The following is a 15,999-nucleotide window of genomic DNA, read 5'->3' as shown; positions in this document are numbered from 1 at the left end:
CCGCCCAATTTTATTCAACTAACGTCCGGCCGCGGCCGCGCAGGCGATCGCCGCGCCGCGGAACCTCGTCTCCGCGTCGTCCGACGGCATCGAAAGCGCTATCGGTACCCTCGCGCCGAGCGCTACGCCGGCGAACTTTGCGCCGCAGTAGCAGACGAGCGTCCTGCAGAGCGCGCTGCCGCATTCGATATTGGGAGCGAGGAGGAGGTCAGCCTTCCCGGCGATGACGCTCTTTATGCCCCTGCGCTCGGCGGTTTTGCTCGACGCCGCCACGTCGACCGACATGGGTCCCTCTATCGTGCAGGTGCAGGGCAGGTCGTCGAACTCCCCGGCGCGCCAGGCCGCTACGAGCGCCGCGGCGTCCGCCGCCGAGGGAATCTTCCGATCGATGCGTTCGCCTGCCGCGATGCAGGCGACGTTGACGTGCTCGTAGCCGAGCGCATGAATCGCCTTCAGCGCGTTCCTAAGTATGTGCTTCTTCTGGTCGAGCGTCGGCGCGACGATGAAGGCGCCGTCCGAGCAGAACGACAGATGTCCTTCATTGGGAATCTCCATCACAGCGAGATAGCTGACGGTTCTGCCGCAGCGCAGGCCGCATTCGCGGTCGAGCGCCGCGCGCATCAGGACGGGCGCGTCCGCCGCGCCGTTCATCAATACGTCCGCGCAGCCGTCGCGCGCGGCGGCGACGGCCCTTTTTACCGCTTCAACCTCGCTTTCGGCGTCTAATATCTCGCATTTGTCTGCGACGCCGAACTCCTCGGCGATCGGCGCTATGATTTTTTCGCGGCCGGTCAGCAGCGCGTGCCCGAGGCCGCGCTCGAAGGCCATCTTCAATGCGGCCAGTGTTTCCCTGTCCGCGGCGGCCGCGACTACGCTGCTACCCGCGAGGCTCCCGCCGTCGTTTATTATTTCGTCAAAGCTTTTATACATTTTCACTCCTCCTTCGTGCGGCAAAAACGCAAAAAGAGCGCCGAAACATCGGCTTATAATCTATATAAATTATACTATATTTCGCGCCGCAGGTTTATCGGCCGTGCGATGCGGCGCAGTCGCTCCGTGATAATGTCACAGTATGAGCGCTCTTGAAAAATGTTCCGGCCGCCCGATCGTGACCCAATCGTGAGGGTTCTTGCGAAAACTTGACATTTGTCCGCGCGTGGGGTATAAATACATTCGTTGCGCGGAGGGGCAGCCTTTTGCGGATGTTGAAGAGGACAGATAAGATATAGAGAAGCTGAGCGAAGACGAGTTGACGAACGGTAATGTGGATTCGAGGCTTTGTCGATGCGGCAAAGCCTTTTTTTGTTACTATCAAATGGGGGTTGGAATATGAGCGTGAAAGTCTGCATGGGCAACGAAGCTATAGCGCTCGGAGCGCTTGCGGCCGGAGTCTCCGTCGCGGCCGGCTATCCTGGCACGCCTTCGACGGAGATAATCGAAACGCTCGTCGGCATCCACAAGCCGGGCGTCAGCGTGCAGTGGTCGACGAACGAAAAAGCGGCGCTCGAGGTGGCGGCCGGCGCGGCTTACGCCGGAGCGCGATCCCTCTGCACGATGAAGCAGGTCGGGCTCAACGTGGCCTCCGACCCGCTGATGAGCCTCTCCTATATCGGCGTCAAGGGCGGCATGGTCATAGCCGTCGCCGACGATCCGGGGCCCTGGTCGTCGCAGACGGAGCAGGATACGCGCGGCTTTGCCAAGCATGCGAATCTGCCCGTCTTCGACCCTTCGTCGCCTGAGGAGGCCTATATGATGGTGCTGAGCGCCTACGAATTCTCCGAGAAATATTCTCTGCCGGCGTTCCTGCGCCCGACGACGCGCGTCTGCCACGCCAGCGCCGACGTCGATTTCGATATAGACGCCGAAATAAAAAAGAGCGACGGCTTTGAGAAGCGCCCCGAGTGGTGCATCTTCCCGGCGCTCTCCTACAGGCGACACGGCGAGCTCGAGGAGAAGCAGGGCGAGATGGCGCGCGACTTCGACAAAATGCCTTACAACCGCATAGAAGGGCGCGGACGCAAAGGCGTGGCCGTCTCCGGAGTATCCTACCTGTACGCGAAGGAAGCGATAGCGGAGCTCGGAGCGGACGTTCTGCTCTACAAGGTCGGCACTCCCTACCCTATGCCCGAGCGGCTGACGAAAAAATTTATTTCGTCGGTCGATTCCGTTCTCGTCGTCGAGGAGCTCGACCCCGTCGTCGAAGAGCAGCTTCTGATAGAAGCTGCTGGGCGCGTGCCGGTGCTCGGCAAGCGCAGCGGCGACATGCCGAAGAACGGCGAATACTCATTTGAAATAGTTAAAAAGGCTCTTATAAAATATCTCGGCCTGCCGCAGGAAAAGGAAGAGAGAGAGGAACTTCCACAGCTTCCCGTGCGCCCGCCGGTGCTCTGCGCCGGCTGCCCGCACCGCGCTTCATTCTACGCGGCGAAGGTGGCGACGAAGGATCTCAAAAAGGCGATCTACTGCGGCGACATCGGCTGCTACACGCTCGGCAACGCCGCTCCGCTCAACATGGTCGACACCTGCCTCTGCATGGGCGCGGGGATAACGATCGCCCAGGGGCTCGCGCTCGCCGACGCCGGGGCGAAGTGCCTGGCGTTCATCGGCGACTCGACATTCTTCCACACGGGCATCCCCGGCGTGATAAACGCGGTATATCAAGGGACGGACATAACGGTGATAGTCCTTGACAACCGTACGACTGCCATGACGGGGCAGCAGCCGCACCCGGGGACCGGCAAGCGCGCGCTGGGAGACGACGCACCGGCGCTCGACATCGAAACGATATTGCGCGCCTGCGGCGTGAAGCGCGTGTCGCGCGTCAACCCCTTCGACTTTGAAAGCGCCGTCGGCGCGATACGCGAAGCGGTAGGCTTCGCCGGAGTCTCCGCCGTCATAGCTGAGGCTCCCTGCGTCGCGCAGCTTAAAAAGCCCGAGGCGATCTGCTTTGTGAACGATAAATGTATCAAATGCGGCAGATGCATAAAAGAAATAGGCTGCCCGGCGATAACGCCGGACGAAGCGGGGCGCGCCGTTGTGAACGCGCCGCTCTGCACCGGCTGCGGGCTCTGCGCCTGCGTCTGCCCTGTTTCGGCGATAGAAAGGGGCGAGAGAAATGGCAAGTAGCATCGTGATAGCCGGAGTAGGAGGGCAGGGCACGCTGCTGGCTTCGAAGATACTCGCCGCGGCGGCGGGGGAGAAGGGGCTATTCGTGCGCACCTCCGAGACGATCGGAATGGCGCAGCGCGGCGGCTCGGTGTCGAGCCATCTGCGCATAGACGCGAAAGAACTTTCCCCGATAATCCCGATGCACCACGCTGACGCGCTGCTGGCCTTCGAGCCGGCGGAAGCGGTGCGTATGCTGCCGAAGCTGAAGCCGGGAGCGAAATGCGTCGTCGACACCGATAAAGTCGTCCCGACGAACGTCGCGCTCGGAAGGGGCGTCTACCTCGCCGAGGAGTATATCGCCCTCCTCAAGGAAAAATGCCCCGCCGCGCTCTTCATAAAGGGCGCGCCGCTCGCGCTTTCGGCCGGGGACATAAGGACGCTCAACATCGTGATACTGGGAGCCGCGGCGGGAGCCGGAGCCCTTCCCTTCACGCCGCGCGAGATACGCGCGGCGATGGCGGAATGCGTGAAGCCGAAACTGCTCGCGATGAACGAGAAGGCGTTCGAGCTCGGTCTCAAAGCGCCAGGCGTGCGATGGTGAAGCAGAGAATAAATAAGAGTAGTTCGCCCAGAGGAGTAATTCATACGGATAAAAATCAAAGACGGCAAGAGAGAGGAAAAGGAGAAAATAAATCATGAACGAACTTACGATAATGAGCCAGTGCTTCGCTCAGGTGCGCCGCGTCGCAAAACTCAGCCCGATGTACAGGAAAAAATTCGCGGAGCTTCCCGTCGATACGATGATGACGCGCGAACAGTTCGAATCGCTGCCCTTCACGACGAAGCAGGACCTGCGCGACGCTTACCCGATGGGGATGCAGTGCGTGCCGGACGACGAAATAGTGCGCGTCCACTCCTCGTCGGGCACGACCGGCACGCCGGTCATCATGCCGTACAGCAGACAGGACCTCGAAGACTGGGCTGTAATGATGGAGCGCTGCTTCCAATTCGCCGGAGTGACGCCCTCCGACCGCTTACAGATAACGCCGGGCTTCGGCCTTTGGACGGCGGGGCTCGGCTTCCAGGCCGGAGCCGAGCGCCTCGGCGCGATGGTCATCCCGACCGGCGCGGGCAACACCGACCGCCAGCTTCAGCTCATGCGCGACCTTCAGGCGAGCGTGCTCATCGGCACATCTTCCTACGCGCTCGTCATCGCGGAGGAAGTCGACAAGCGCAAAATGAAGGGCGACATACACCTCAAGCGCGGCATCTTCGGCTCGGAGCGCTGGGGCGACAAGATTCGCGAGAGAATCTACGAGACGCTCGGGATCGAATTCTTCGACATCTACGGACTCACCGAAATATACGGCCCGGGCATTGCGATCGACTGCCACGAACACGCGGGGATGCACTACTTCAGCGATTACGTCTACTGCGAGATAATCGACCCGAAGAGCGGCAAAGTGCTGCCCGCCGGGGAGCAGGGAGAGATCGTCATCACGACCTTCCGTAAGGAAGCTGCGCCGCTCATCCGCTACCGCACGCGCGACATATCGCGCATCATACCCGGCGAATGCTCCTGCGGATCACCCTTCCCGCGCCTCGACAGAATCGTCGGCAGAAGCGACGACATGATAAAAGTCAAGGGCACGAACATCTACCCGGCGCAGGTCGAAGAAATTTTGAAACAGATAGATGGCTTCGGCAGCGAATACAGGATAATCCTCGAGAACGAAGATCTGCGCGACCGCATGGTAGTGCAGGCCGAGATGAGGGAGGGAGCCGACCCCGAGGAGCTCGCCGAGAAGCTCGTCCGCGGTTGCAAATCCGGCCTCGGTATCAGGATAGTGCCGCAGGTCATGAAAAACGGCGAGCTTCCAAGGAGCGAGAAAAAGACGCAGCGCGTCATCGACAAGAGATATTAAAAAATCAAGAGGCGGCGCGGATTTCCGCGCCGCTCGAAAGGATCGAAGATTTTTACGCTTTGCGCCATGTTTCGTATTCGTCGAGGCCGGAGGCCTTTATCACGGACATGAGCGTCTCCGCGTCTTTCTTCGGGAGCGGCAGCAGCGGCTTGCGGCAGCGTCCGCCCGCCATTCCGTAGGCTTCGAGCGCGTGCTTCAGCCCGGGGACGCCGAAGCGCCTCGTTATCGCGTCGCTGACGGGCAGCAGCCTTTTTTGGAGCGCTGCGGCCTCTTCCATCCTTCCGGCCAGGAAGGCTTCGTAGAGCATTTTGCACGAACGCGGGAAGAGAATCGAAATGGCCATAGTCCCGCCGCACGCGCCCATCGAGAGCGCCGCGAGGAACCAGTTGCCGGTGCCGCCGAAGGTCGAGAAACTTTCCGGGGTGCAGAGGACGGTGTAGCCAAGCTTCGTCATGTCGCCTGAGGTGTCTTTGATGCCGCGGATGTTCGGGTGCTTTGCGGCCTCGCGTATCACATCTATTCCGATGTCGACTCCGGTGTTGGCCGGCATGTTGTATAAAAATACGGGCGCGGGGGAGGCGTCCGCTACGTCCTGGAAGTAGCGGAGCAGCATCTCTTCCTTCCCTTTATAGTAGTGCGGCGGCAGCAGCAAAACGCCGTCCGCTCCGGCGGCCGAAAGAGCCTCCGCCGCGCGAGCGGCGTCGTCAGTCACGGGGAAGTGGGCGCCCGACATTATATAAAGGCTGCCGGCGGCCTCTTCTCCGGCTATCTTCGTCAGCCTCACCCTTTCCTCAAGCGAGAGGAAGGGCAGTTCTCCGTTCGAACCGGCTATCACTATCCCGTCGAGCGGAGAAGCGCGCCACAGCCTCAGATTTTTTCTCCAGCCGCCCTCGTCTATCGAACCGTCGTCGTTGAAAGGCGTAGGGACTGGCGCGAATACCCCGCGAATTTTGTCAGCCATGAAAGCATCTCCCAATCTCTGTGATTGCGGCTACGCCGCTTCTTCGTTAAGTATGAATAGGGGCGCCCGTGATGTCAACATGGAAAATAAACGGATCGTCGGAGGGTTTTCTATCTCTTCGGAGCTTGATAAAATTTTCGCAAGTTTGACACTTTTACGCAAAGTAACTAAAATTGCACGCAATGAATTTTTGAATACGAAAAACGGGGTGTTTGCCTTGGCTGAGCAAAAGGGATCTTTTGCGGCGTTTCTTGAGCGCAAAAATGTAAGGTTTTCCTTCTACCGTTATTTTGTAGAGGCTCTCGGCGCGATGGGCGTGGGACTTTTCGCCTCTTTGATCACAGGGCTGATTTTAAAGACGATCGGCTCCAAGTGCGGGTTCGGCGCCCTTGTCGAATTCGGCACGCTCGCCGGCAAAATGGTCGGCCCCGCTATCGCGGTAGCCATAGCACAGGCGCTTAAGGCCCCGATGATGGTAGTCTTCTCATGCGCCGCGGTCGGCTTCGCCGGCAATTCGTGGGGCGGCCCCGTCGGCGCGTTCGTCGCGGCTATCGTCGGCTCCGAATGCGGTAAGATGGTCTCAAAGGAAACGCCTGTAGATATAATCGCGACGCCGGCTTCTACGATAATCGCCGGCATGGCGGCGGGAAAGCTCGTCGGGCCTCCGGTCGCGAGCATGATGACGGCGCTCGGCCTGCTTATCATGCGCGCCACCGAGCTACAGCCGGGGCCGATGGGCGCGGCCGTGTCGGCGATAATGGGGATGATTCTGACTCTGCCCATCTCAAGCGCCGCTATAGCCGTAGCGCTCAACTTGTCGGGGCTCGCGGCCGGAGCGGCCGCTGTCGGCTGCTCTACTCAGATGATAGGCTTCGCGGTGATGTCCTTCCGCGAGAACGGGCTTTCCGGCCTGCTCTCCCAGGGGCTCGGCACATCGATGCTTCAGATGCCGAACATCGTGCTGCATCCGATGATATGGGTGCCGCCGACTCTTGCGAGCCTCATACTCGGTCCTATTTCGACGCTCGTCTTCAAGATGACGAACGTGCCCTCTGGCGCAGGGATGGGCACAAGCGGCCTTGTCGGGCAGTTCGGCGCGATAGAGGCGATGGGCGCGTCCCCATCGGCCCTCTTCCAGATAGCGCTGATGCATTTCCTTCTGCCCGCCGTCACGACTCTCTTGATCGCCGAGGCCATGAGGAAGATTGGGCTCATCAAGAGCGGCGATATGAAGCTGGATCTGTAGCGAGGTAAGGCGGAAGAAAAAATCGCGGCGTAACGCCGCCGGCAAATGAAGGGCTTTAACGGGCGGAGCGGCGCGCTGTCGTTCCGCTTATTTTTTCTTCCATCTGCCGCTTTTAAGATAAAGTATGCTGAAGATTATCGACTGTAGCGACGCGAGAGGCGCGGCGAAGCCTACGGAGAAGAGGCTCGCTCCCCTTATGCCGCTCAGCAGCCACGTCGCCGGCACGCGCACCGCAAAGGCCGAGAAGACATTGTTCGCCATCGTGAACGCGGTCTTTCCGCAGCCGTTGAAGAAGCCGTTCAGGCAGAAGACGAAGCAGACGAGTATGCAGTCGAGGCTGAAGGAGCGCAGATAGAGGGCCGTCGCGGCGATAAGCCCTACGTCCGGGGTGAATATCCTTATCACGCTCTGCGGGAAGAAAAATAGTCCGACGAAGGTCGCCGCTCCGAAGGCGAGCGATATCGCGGCGCCTACGTAGAGCGTCCTGCGCGCGCGCTTCGGCTTTCCGGCGCCGATGTTCTGAGCGACCATCCCTGAGATCGCGCCGGAGAAGGAGACGGGCGGCAGCATCGTGAAGCCGTTTATCTTGCTCGTTATGCCGACCGCCGCCGACGCGGTGACGCCTCCCATTTTGCTGACCGTCGCCATTATGAACATGAAAGAAATGCTGGTCAGCGAAAACTGTATCGCCATCGGCAGCCCGACGCGCAGAAGGCGCTTCAGCCTCTCCGCTTTAATTCTGAGACTTGACAGTTTGAAGTCGAATCTGTAGTCGGCGCGCTTCGCGTAAACGACGGAGAGAAACGCCGAAAGCCCCTGCGCGAGGACAGTGGCGAGAGCCGCCCCCTCGGCCCCCATGCCGAGCGCACCGACGAGCGCCATGTCTCCGAGTACATTCGCGATGCAGGCGACGGCGACGAAGATGAGCGGCGACGTAGAATCGCCGAAGCCGCGGAAGATGGCGGAAAGCGCGTTGTAGGCGAACATCGTAGATATTCCTATCGTGTTGATCATGATGTACCCCTTTGCCGAAGAGAAGGCCTCTTGCGGCGTTCCCAGCAGGGTCACGATAGAATCGGTGAAGAATGGCAGAAAGAGCGTTATAGCGACGCTCATCATTATAAATAGCGAGAGCATCGTGCCTATCGTTTCGCTTATATCCTTTTCCCTTCCGCCGCCGAAGGAGTGCCCTATCATTATCGAGCCGCCGGTGGCGAGCCCTATGACGACGCTGTTTATCATGAAGATGAACTGGCTGCCTATCGATACCGCCGAAAGCCCGGCGGCGTCGGTGAACTGGCCGACGATTATCATATCCGCCGCGCCGTAGAGCGCCTGCAAAAAGTTCGCGCCCATGAAGGGAATCGCGTAGCGCGTAAGCAGCAGCGGTATGCTGCCCTCAGTCAAAGACTGCGCGCCCGACGTGAAAATCCCGCGCAGAAATTTCGCCGCTCTCATTTTATCTTCGCGCCCTTCTCTTTTGCTCTCAGCATTTTCATGAAGAAGTATAAAAAGGGCACGGTGATTATGAAGCTGAGAAAGTCGGCCGCGGTCTGGGTGACCTCGACGCCGGTCAGCCCGATAAAACGTGGAAGTACGATTATCAGCGGTATGAAGCAGATGCCGTTCCTCGTGCACGAGAGCAGCGTTGCGCGCCACGCGAAGCCGAGGCTCTGGTGTATCATGCCGGAGGTGACGAGGATGGGGGCCAGCAGCAGCGAGAGTGACTGGAAGCGCATCGCCCTCGTCCCTATCGCTATGACGTCGGCGTCGCCGCGCCTGAAGAGCGCGATTATGTCAGGAGCCAGCGCGTAGCTTGCCGCCGCGAGCAGCGCCATCAGCAACGCCTCGCCCTTTACCGTGAACCAGAATGCGCTGCGCACGCGCCGGAAGTCTCCCGCGCCGTAGGCGTAGCCGGCGACTGGCGTGAAGCCGTGCCCCGTGCCTATCACGACGGCCTGTATGAGGAAGAACACCCTGCCGACGATGGACATGGCGGCGACGGCTGCGTCCCCGTAAGCCGAAGCCGCTATGTTGAGCGCGGCTGCCGAAGCGCTCGCGAGCCCCTGCCGCGTGAAGGAGGCGAAGCCCAGCGAGACTATATCGAAGAAGGTCTTGGGATGCAGCGAAACTTTTCTGATATTTATCTCGACGTCGCTTTTGCGGCGCAGGAAGAAAGAGAGCAGTATCGAGAAGCTGACGCACTGCGATATCAGCGTTGCCATCGCGGCGCCCGATATGCCTAGGCCGAATTTGAATATGAATATCGGGTCGAGCGCGACGTTGAGGAAGCCGCCGCAGACGAGCCCGCGCATCCCGAATGCGGCGTGCCCCTCGGAGCGCAGGATTATGTTCATCGTGAAGGCGCCGCATATCACCGGCGCGCCGTAGAGAATCCAAACGGCGTAGCTTTTCGCGTAGGGCAGAATCGTCGGAGTGGAGCCGAGCAGCCTCATCAGGCTGTCTATCGAAATATGCCCGAAAAGGCAGACGGCCGCGCCGAGCGTCATCGCGGAGAAAAAAGAGGTCGACGCGTATCGGCTCGCTTTCTGCACGTCGCCCGCGCCGAGCGCGCGCGAAATGACGCTGCCGGCGCCCATGCCGAGCGTGAAGCCTATCGCCTGCAGTATCGCCATCATCGCGAATACTATGCCGACGGCGCCGCTCGCGCTCGTGCCGATCTGAGAAACGAAATAAGCGTCCGCCGCGTTGTAGAACGCGGTAGTCATGATGCTCGCCACGGCGGGCAGCGCGAGAGAGACTATAAGCGGCCCGACGGGCGCTGTCGTCATGTACTCTTGTCTCTTCTCGTTGTTTTTATTGTGTAAGATCAAAAATTCCATATCTGCCCCCGTAAGCGCTCAGTCGTACAGCAGGACTCAGAGCTCAGTACAAAATACCACGAAATTTTTATTTGTTCAATATATTCCGGGCGCACGTCAGGGGATTCGGAGCAGGGGAAAAATTTTCCTCCTACGCACCTTCGCGTGGGATAAAAACAAAACTTCGTCCTCTCAGCCGGCAAATATTCAGGGAAATGTTATATAATATCTTGTCGTGTTGTTTTCCGCGATACGCCGTCGATTCGGAAAAGCGGAATAAATTATTAATTAAATTTTTTAAGGAGGAATTCTTTCATGGATTCTTGGTTTGAGAGACAGTTCAAACTTGCCGAGAACGGCACGAGCGTTCGCACAGAACTTCTGGCGGGGCTCACGACCTTCATGACGATGGCCTATATCATCTTCGTTAACCCGGGGATACTCTCCGCGACCGGCATGCCTTTCGGCCCGCTGCTCGTGGCGACGTGCCTCGGCTCGGCGTTCGCGACGCTTTTGATGGCCTTCCTCGCCAACTACCCGTTCGCGCTCGCGCCAGGTATGGGGCTCAACGCCTTCTTCGCCTTCGCGGTCGTCATCGGGATGAAGCTTCCGTGGCAGGTAGCGCTCGCCGCGGTCTTCATCGAAGGAGTGATATTCATCGTGCTCACCCTCACGAAGGTGCGCGAGGGAGTCGTCAATTCGATGCCTAAGTCGCTTAAGATAGGCATCTCGGCCGGCATAGGGCTTTTCATCACCTTTATCGGCCTGCAGAGCGCGACGATCATCGTCAACAACGACGCCGTACTCCTCGGCCTCACGCCTCTGCGCGCCAACCTTCCCGCGCTGCTTTCGCTGGCCGGCCTCATCCTCATGGTTGTACTCGAAGCGCGCAAAATCACCGGCGGAATCCTTATCGGAATAATAGTTATAACGATAGCGGGAATCCCTCTTGGGATCACGAAGATGCCGGAGGGCGTCGTCTCCATGCCGCCGTCGCTTTCGCCGATATTCTTCAAGATGGACTTCTCGCTGATCGCCAAGCCGGAATTCTGGGTCGTAGTCTTCACCTTCTTTTTTGTCGACTTCTTTGACACGGTCGGCACGCTTATCGGGGTTTCGAACCGCGTCAACATGCTAGACGAAAAGGGGCGCCTGCCGCGCGCGAGCCAAGCCCTCATGTCCGACGCCGTCGGCACCGTTGCCGGCGCCGTGCTCGGCACCTCGACGGTGACGACCTTCGTCGAGAGTGCGAGCGGAGTCGAGCAGGGTGGGCGCACGGGACTCACCGCGCTGACGGTCGCGGTGCTTTTCCTGCTCGCCGCTTTCTTCAGCCCGCTCATCTCCATAGTCCCGGCCTGCGCCACCGCTCCCGCGCTCATCATGGTCGGCGGCTACATGATGATGGGCTTCAAAGACCTGAACTACGGCGATTGGACGGAATTCTTCCCGGCGATTATCGCTTTCTTTATGATGCCCTTCTCATACAGCATCGCGACGGGCATCGAATTCGGGATCGTCAGCTACGTTCTGCTGAAGCTTCTGACGGGGCGCGGTAAGGAATTAAACTGTCTGATGTACGTCCTCGTCGTCCTCTTCGTGCTGAACTGGGCGTTCCTTTAGGTGACAGAAAATGTCCGCCATATTCTGCCACTTTAATTTCAACGTCCTCGACCTGAAGCGCAGCGTCGAATTCTACGACAAGGCGCTTGGGCTGAGAGAAGCGCGCCGCGTGGAGGGGGACGGCTTCACACTCGTGTATCTGACCGACGGCGTCACGCCCTTCGAGCTCGAGCTCACGTACCTCTTTGACCGCAAGGAGCGCTACGATCTCGGCGAAGACGAATTCCACCTCGCGATGCACGTGAAGGATTACGAGGCGGCGCACGCGCTGCACGAAAAAATGGGCTGCATCTGCTTCGAAAATACCGAAATGGGGCTATATTTCATAGAGGACCCGGACGGCTACTGGATAGAGATATTGCCTGAGACATAGGCGGAGCGAGAGAAGATTTTTATGATTTTCTCCCAAAAAGACGGCGCCGCCGGCTGTGCGGTTGCTGTCTTTTTGTTATAGCGCATAAGAATAATGTTTTTTATCGCCGTTTGCGCTTATGATTTTGTTATAGGCAACAAATATCTTTTTTATTTTTATTTAATTCTACAGATGCTAATTTACAACTTCATCCTTCGCCTTTATAATCCAGGTGACGGTGTGGAACATTTGCAAATGAAAGGGTGTTTGGCGCTGGAAGCACAATAAGTAACGGCGGTGCAGTTATTAACTTTACATTATAATAGTAATTGGAGGGCGATTTTTATGGATCAATTAACAGCAGTCATTGTGAAGGCCAACAGCTTTATTTGGGGTCTCTATTGTCTCATCCCGCTCTTGTGCGGAACCGGACTTTATTTCACCCTGAGACTGAATTTTGTTCAGCTGCGCAAATTTGGTCTGGCTTTCAAGTATACCTTCGGCAAGCTCACGCTTTTCGGCGAACGCGCTGGCAAAGAAGGCATGAGCTCCTTCCAGGCGCTCGCCACGGCGGTAGCAGCCCAGGTAGGAACGGGAAACCTAGCTGGCGCTGCCACCGCTATCGCGATGGGCGGCCCCGGAGCCATCTTCTGGATGTGGATAGCCGCCTTCTTCGGCATGGCGACTATTTTCGCCGAGGCGGTCCTGGCGCAGGTCTACAAGGAAAAGATGCCCTCAGGCGACGTGGTGGGCGGCCCGGCCTACTACATCTCCAACGGGCTTAAGAGCCGCGGCCTTGCGGTCTTCTTTTCCGTGGCGATCATCATCGCGCTCGGGTTCATCGGCAACATGGTCCAGTCTAACTCCATCGCCGACGCCTTCAACAACGCCTTCGGAACGAACCGTCTTCTTGTGGGCGTCGTGATCGCGGCCGTCGGCGGCTTCGTATTCTTCGGGGGTGTGGGGCGCATCGCCTCGCTAACGGAGAAAATAGTTCCCATTATGGCGATCGGGTACCTCCTTGGCGGGCTTTACATCCTCGTCGTCAATGCCTCGCAGATCGCCCCCGCCTTCGCGATGATCTTCGAGGGAGCTTTCAACCCGGCGGCGGCCACCGGTGGGATCATCGGAGCGACGATGAAAGAGGCTATCCGTTACGGCGTAGCGCGCGGCCTCTTCTCCAACGAAGCCGGTATGGGCTCGACTCCGCACGCTCACGCGGTGGCGAAGGTCAAACAGCCCGCGGAGCAGGGCTTCGTCGCCATCATGGGAGTGTTTGTCGATACATTCCTCGTGCTTAACATGACGGCTTTCGTCATCTTCGTCACAGGCGCCATCGACGGCAAAACGAGCGGCATCGCGCTCACGCAGAAGGCCTTCACGACGGGGCTCGGTTCCTTCGGCCTTCCTTTCGTAGCGATATGCATGCTCTTCTTCGCCTTCTCGACGATCATCGGATGGTACTTCTTCGGCGAGCAGAACGTCAAGTTCCTCGTAGGCAATAAAGGGCTCACGCCGTACCGCGTGGCCGTGATGATATTCGTCGTGCTCGGTTCGGTGCTCAAGCTGAACCTGGTCTGGGAGCTTGCCGACTTCTTCAACGGCATCATGGTCTTCCCGAACCTCATCGCCCTCATCGGCCTAAGCAAGGTCGTGAGCGAGGCGCTCAATCACTTCGACGAAAACGGAAGGCTCAAAGCTGAGACGAAGTAACCGCGCAGAAAAGCTAAAATAAAAGCGCCGTCCTGAAGAGGCGGCGCTTTTTAGTGTAAAGAGATGTGCTTCAAACGGCGGGATTAAACTTAAACTGCCGCGCCGCGAAATTGCCGCGAAGGCGGCCTGTTCTCGTCCTATCTGCTCATCCTTATCATATCCGAGAGCAGGGCCTGCCCGGTCTCGCGGCGCCCGGCGCCAGGTCCGGTCAGCGTGACCTCTCCGAGGTTGTCGGTCTTTACCGTTATCGCGTTCACCGCTCCGCCGACCTGGGCTAAGGGGTGCGACGCCTCTATCTCGCGCGGCATGACGTATGGATGGATTCCGAACGTGTCGAAGTCTATGCCGGCGATCAGCTTCATAACGTTGCCGTTTTTAGAGGCGGACGCTATCTGCTGCGGCGTTATCTGAGTTATGCCGAGGCGCGCCACGTCTTTGACCTGTATGCTCTGCCCGAAGAGTATCTTCGCAAGTATAACGACCTTCACAGCGGCGTCCCAGCCTTCGACGTCTCCGGAGGGATCCGCTTCGGCGTAGCCTAGCTCGGTCGCCTCGGCGAGCGCCTCATGGTATGTAGCGCCATCCGTCATCTTCGTAAGGATGAAGTTCGTCGTCCCGTTGAGGATGCCCTCTACGCCGAGCACGCTACAGCCCGCCATGCCGTTTTTGACCATGTCGATGATAGGAGTACCGCTCATGACGACGCCCTCGTATAAGAATTTTACGCCGTTTCTTTCGGCGGCGGCCGTCAACTCGTCGAAGGCCACCGCAAGCGGCCCCTTGTTCGTCGTCGTGACGTTTATGCCGGCGGCTAAAGCGTCGCGTATATGCGAGAGGCCGGGCTCGCCGGTCTTGAGATTCGTCGGCGTGCATTCGGCGAGCACTGTGGCGCCGGAGCGTTTCAGCAGTTCGCCGAGAGGCCCCGACGCCTGTTCGAACGCACCGAACGAATTGCGCTCGTGCAGTTCGCCCAGCACTGTTCCCATGTCGAGGCCCAGATCGTTCATGATCGTGCCCTTCATCAGGTCGCGTATCAATACCACTTCATATTCGAAAGCGTATTTATCCTTAAGTTCCTTTTTCTTTTCGTGAAGTATCTCAAGGAGCGCGGTGCCGACATTCCCACATCCGGCAAGAGCGATTTTGTGTTTCATCTGCATTCCTCCGTTGCAACTGTGTAAATAAAATCGTATAGATTATATCATAAATATGATATATTTAAAGTTTTTATCATAAAAGATCACAAAAATATAAAAAATAAAAACCCGCCGCAGAGGCGGGGGCTCATAAGACATTAATATCAAATTTACAGGAACGACACGGCCTTAGTGTCATGCCGTTGCCTATTTCATCCTTTCGTCCAGCGCCGGCTTCTTTCGGCGTACACGAATTGCTTCCCCCCTAGTTTGTTCAGTATGGTTATTACTTCGTCTTTTTTCAAAACCTTTCCGACAGATACCACTTTGTCGTTAATTACGAGCGCCGGCGTACTCATTACGCCATAAGCGGCGATTTGTTCAAAATCTGTAACATGCTCTATATTCGTATCCATGTTAAGCTCTGCGAGGGCTTCTTTGGCGGCGGCTTCAAGCGCGTTGCATTTGACGCAGCCGGAGCCTAGAACCTTGACGCCCGGAGCTGATTTGAACGCTTCGGCTTGTTCCATCTTTTCCGGTGTGCAATCCGCGCAGCAGCAGCTTTCTTTCTTTTCTTCTTTCTTGCTGAACAGTCCCATAGTTAATGCTCCTTTCAAATTAACAGCAGCTGCTTTTACAGCAGCAATCTGATTTTTTGTTTCTTTTACCATCAAAAAAGGTTTTGAGATTTTTCGGCAGAGAATAGCAATCGCTTATTTTCTCCTCTGGCGAAAACACACAGCGCATGATCGCTTCGGCAAGCATCGCTTTTGGTGGAACCTCATAGCTCTGCCCCTCGTATTCAAATACGCGGCAATCCACATCTGTTCCGCTGATTTCTCCACAGCAAGCGCAACTTGACTCGTTTACTGTTCTGCAAATATCCACGCCGTTTACCCGAATAGTCGGTGATGACAAAAAGCGGAATTGTTCTGCCATGTGCGCCGTTTTAATTTCCGTCTTTCGATATGTGACGGATAATCCAGCCAGTTCCAGCGTCGGCGTGATTTCGGCAATCACCCCCTCCAAAACCTTATCGGTTCCGATACATCGGTCGCAGGTCTGCAAATCAAGATAGAGATAATCAATGACCACTTCTTTGTTCATAAGTACGCC

General features: G+C 57.7%; 14 protein-coding genes. 7 read left to right on the top strand and 7 right to left on the bottom strand.

Features of this window, described 5'->3' with window-relative positions:
* Positions 1–18: 18 nt before the first annotated feature.
* Complete coding sequence (locus EH55_RS00455; RefSeq protein ID WP_037974012.1) at positions 19–930, bottom strand: phosphate acyltransferase; 912 nt, start codon at positions 928–930, stop codon at positions 19–21.
* A gap of 399 nt (positions 931–1,329) precedes the next feature.
* On the opposite strand from EH55_RS00455, the gene iorA reads away from it, so the two are divergent.
* From iorA to EH55_RS00440, 3 genes are all read left to right on the top strand, one after another.
* The gene (gene iorA / locus EH55_RS00450) at positions 1,330–3,126 is read left to right on the top strand and encodes an indolepyruvate ferredoxin oxidoreductase subunit alpha (protein ID WP_037974011.1); all 1,797 of its coding nucleotides are present in this window, start codon (positions 1,330–1,332) and stop codon (positions 3,124–3,126) included.
* Positions 3,116–3,709: an indolepyruvate oxidoreductase subunit beta gene (locus EH55_RS00445; RefSeq protein WP_037974006.1), complete on the top strand. Its 594-nt coding sequence runs from the start codon at positions 3,116–3,118 to the stop codon at positions 3,707–3,709. Before iorA ends, EH55_RS00445 begins: the two co-directional genes overlap by 11 nt.
* Positions 3,710–3,803: 94 nt before the next feature.
* A complete protein-coding gene (locus EH55_RS00440; protein ID WP_037974005.1) occupies positions 3,804–5,033 on the top strand; it encodes a phenylacetate--CoA ligase family protein in 1,230 nt (409 codons plus the stop codon).
* A gap of 52 nt (positions 5,034–5,085) precedes the next feature.
* Here EH55_RS00440 and EH55_RS00435 read toward each other — a convergent pair whose 3' ends face one another.
* The gene (locus EH55_RS00435) at positions 5,086–5,994 is read right to left on the bottom strand and encodes a dihydrodipicolinate synthase family protein (RefSeq protein WP_037974004.1); all 909 of its coding nucleotides are present in this window, start codon (positions 5,992–5,994) and stop codon (positions 5,086–5,088) included.
* A gap of 217 nt (positions 5,995–6,211) precedes the next feature.
* Here EH55_RS00435 and EH55_RS00430 point away from each other — a divergent pair, with 217 nt between their 5' ends.
* The gene (locus EH55_RS00430; RefSeq protein ID WP_037974002.1) at positions 6,212–7,240 is read left to right on the top strand and encodes a PTS transporter subunit IIC; all 1,029 of its coding nucleotides are present in this window, start codon (positions 6,212–6,214) and stop codon (positions 7,238–7,240) included.
* An 87-nt stretch (positions 7,241–7,327) separates the two neighbouring features.
* Here the strand turns inward: EH55_RS00430 and EH55_RS00425 are convergent, their stop codons facing one another.
* On the bottom strand, positions 7,328–8,698 hold the full coding sequence (locus EH55_RS00425) for an MATE family efflux transporter (protein ID WP_051682498.1): 1,371 nt from the start codon (positions 8,696–8,698) through the stop codon (positions 7,328–7,330).
* Entirely contained in the window at positions 8,695–10,083 is a 1,389-nt protein-coding gene (locus EH55_RS00420) for an MATE family efflux transporter (protein WP_037974000.1), read from the bottom strand. Before EH55_RS00420 ends, EH55_RS00425 begins: the two co-directional genes overlap by 4 nt.
* A 294-nt stretch (positions 10,084–10,377) precedes the next feature.
* On the opposite strand from EH55_RS00420, the gene EH55_RS00415 reads away from it, so the two are divergent.
* The 3 genes from EH55_RS00415 (at position 10,378) to EH55_RS00405 (ending at position 13,747) form a co-directional block, all read left to right on the top strand.
* The gene (locus EH55_RS00415) at positions 10,378–11,682 is read left to right on the top strand and encodes an NCS2 family permease (RefSeq protein ID WP_037973999.1); all 1,305 of its coding nucleotides are present in this window, start codon (positions 10,378–10,380) and stop codon (positions 11,680–11,682) included.
* A 10-nt stretch (positions 11,683–11,692) separates the two neighbouring features.
* The gene (locus tag EH55_RS00410; RefSeq protein WP_037973997.1) at positions 11,693–12,055 is read left to right on the top strand and encodes a VOC family protein; all 363 of its coding nucleotides are present in this window, start codon (positions 11,693–11,695) and stop codon (positions 12,053–12,055) included.
* A gap of 324 nt (positions 12,056–12,379) precedes the next feature.
* Positions 12,380–13,747 carry an alanine/glycine:cation symporter family protein gene (locus EH55_RS00405; RefSeq protein WP_037973995.1) on the top strand — a complete coding sequence of 456 codons (1,368 nt, stop codon included), beginning with the start codon at positions 12,380–12,382 and terminating at the stop codon, positions 13,745–13,747.
* 137 nt (positions 13,748–13,884) lie between these two features.
* Here EH55_RS00405 and EH55_RS00400 read toward each other — a convergent pair whose 3' ends face one another.
* The 3 genes from EH55_RS00400 to EH55_RS00390 all read right to left on the bottom strand — a co-directional run bounded on the left by EH55_RS00400 (position 13,885) and on the right by EH55_RS00390 (position 15,990).
* Entirely contained in the window at positions 13,885–14,901 is a 1,017-nt protein-coding gene (locus EH55_RS00400; protein ID WP_037973991.1) for a homoserine dehydrogenase, read from the bottom strand.
* A 194-nt stretch (positions 14,902–15,095) separates the two neighbouring features.
* Positions 15,096–15,554 carry a thioredoxin family protein gene (locus tag EH55_RS00395; protein ID WP_236617052.1) on the bottom strand — a complete coding sequence of 153 codons (459 nt, stop codon included), beginning with the start codon at positions 15,552–15,554 and terminating at the stop codon, positions 15,096–15,098.
* On the bottom strand, positions 15,502–15,990 hold the full coding sequence (locus tag EH55_RS00390) for a DUF2703 domain-containing protein (protein ID WP_051682496.1): 489 nt from the start codon (positions 15,988–15,990) through the stop codon (positions 15,502–15,504). Before EH55_RS00390 ends, EH55_RS00395 begins: the two co-directional genes overlap by 53 nt.
* Positions 15,991–15,999 lie beyond the last annotated feature (9 nt).

This window comes from Synergistes jonesii (assembly GCF_000712295.1).
Taxonomy (GTDB): Bacteria; Synergistota; Synergistia; order Synergistales; family Synergistaceae; genus Synergistes; species Synergistes jonesii.
This window is presented reverse-complemented; position numbering and strand designations above follow the sequence as displayed.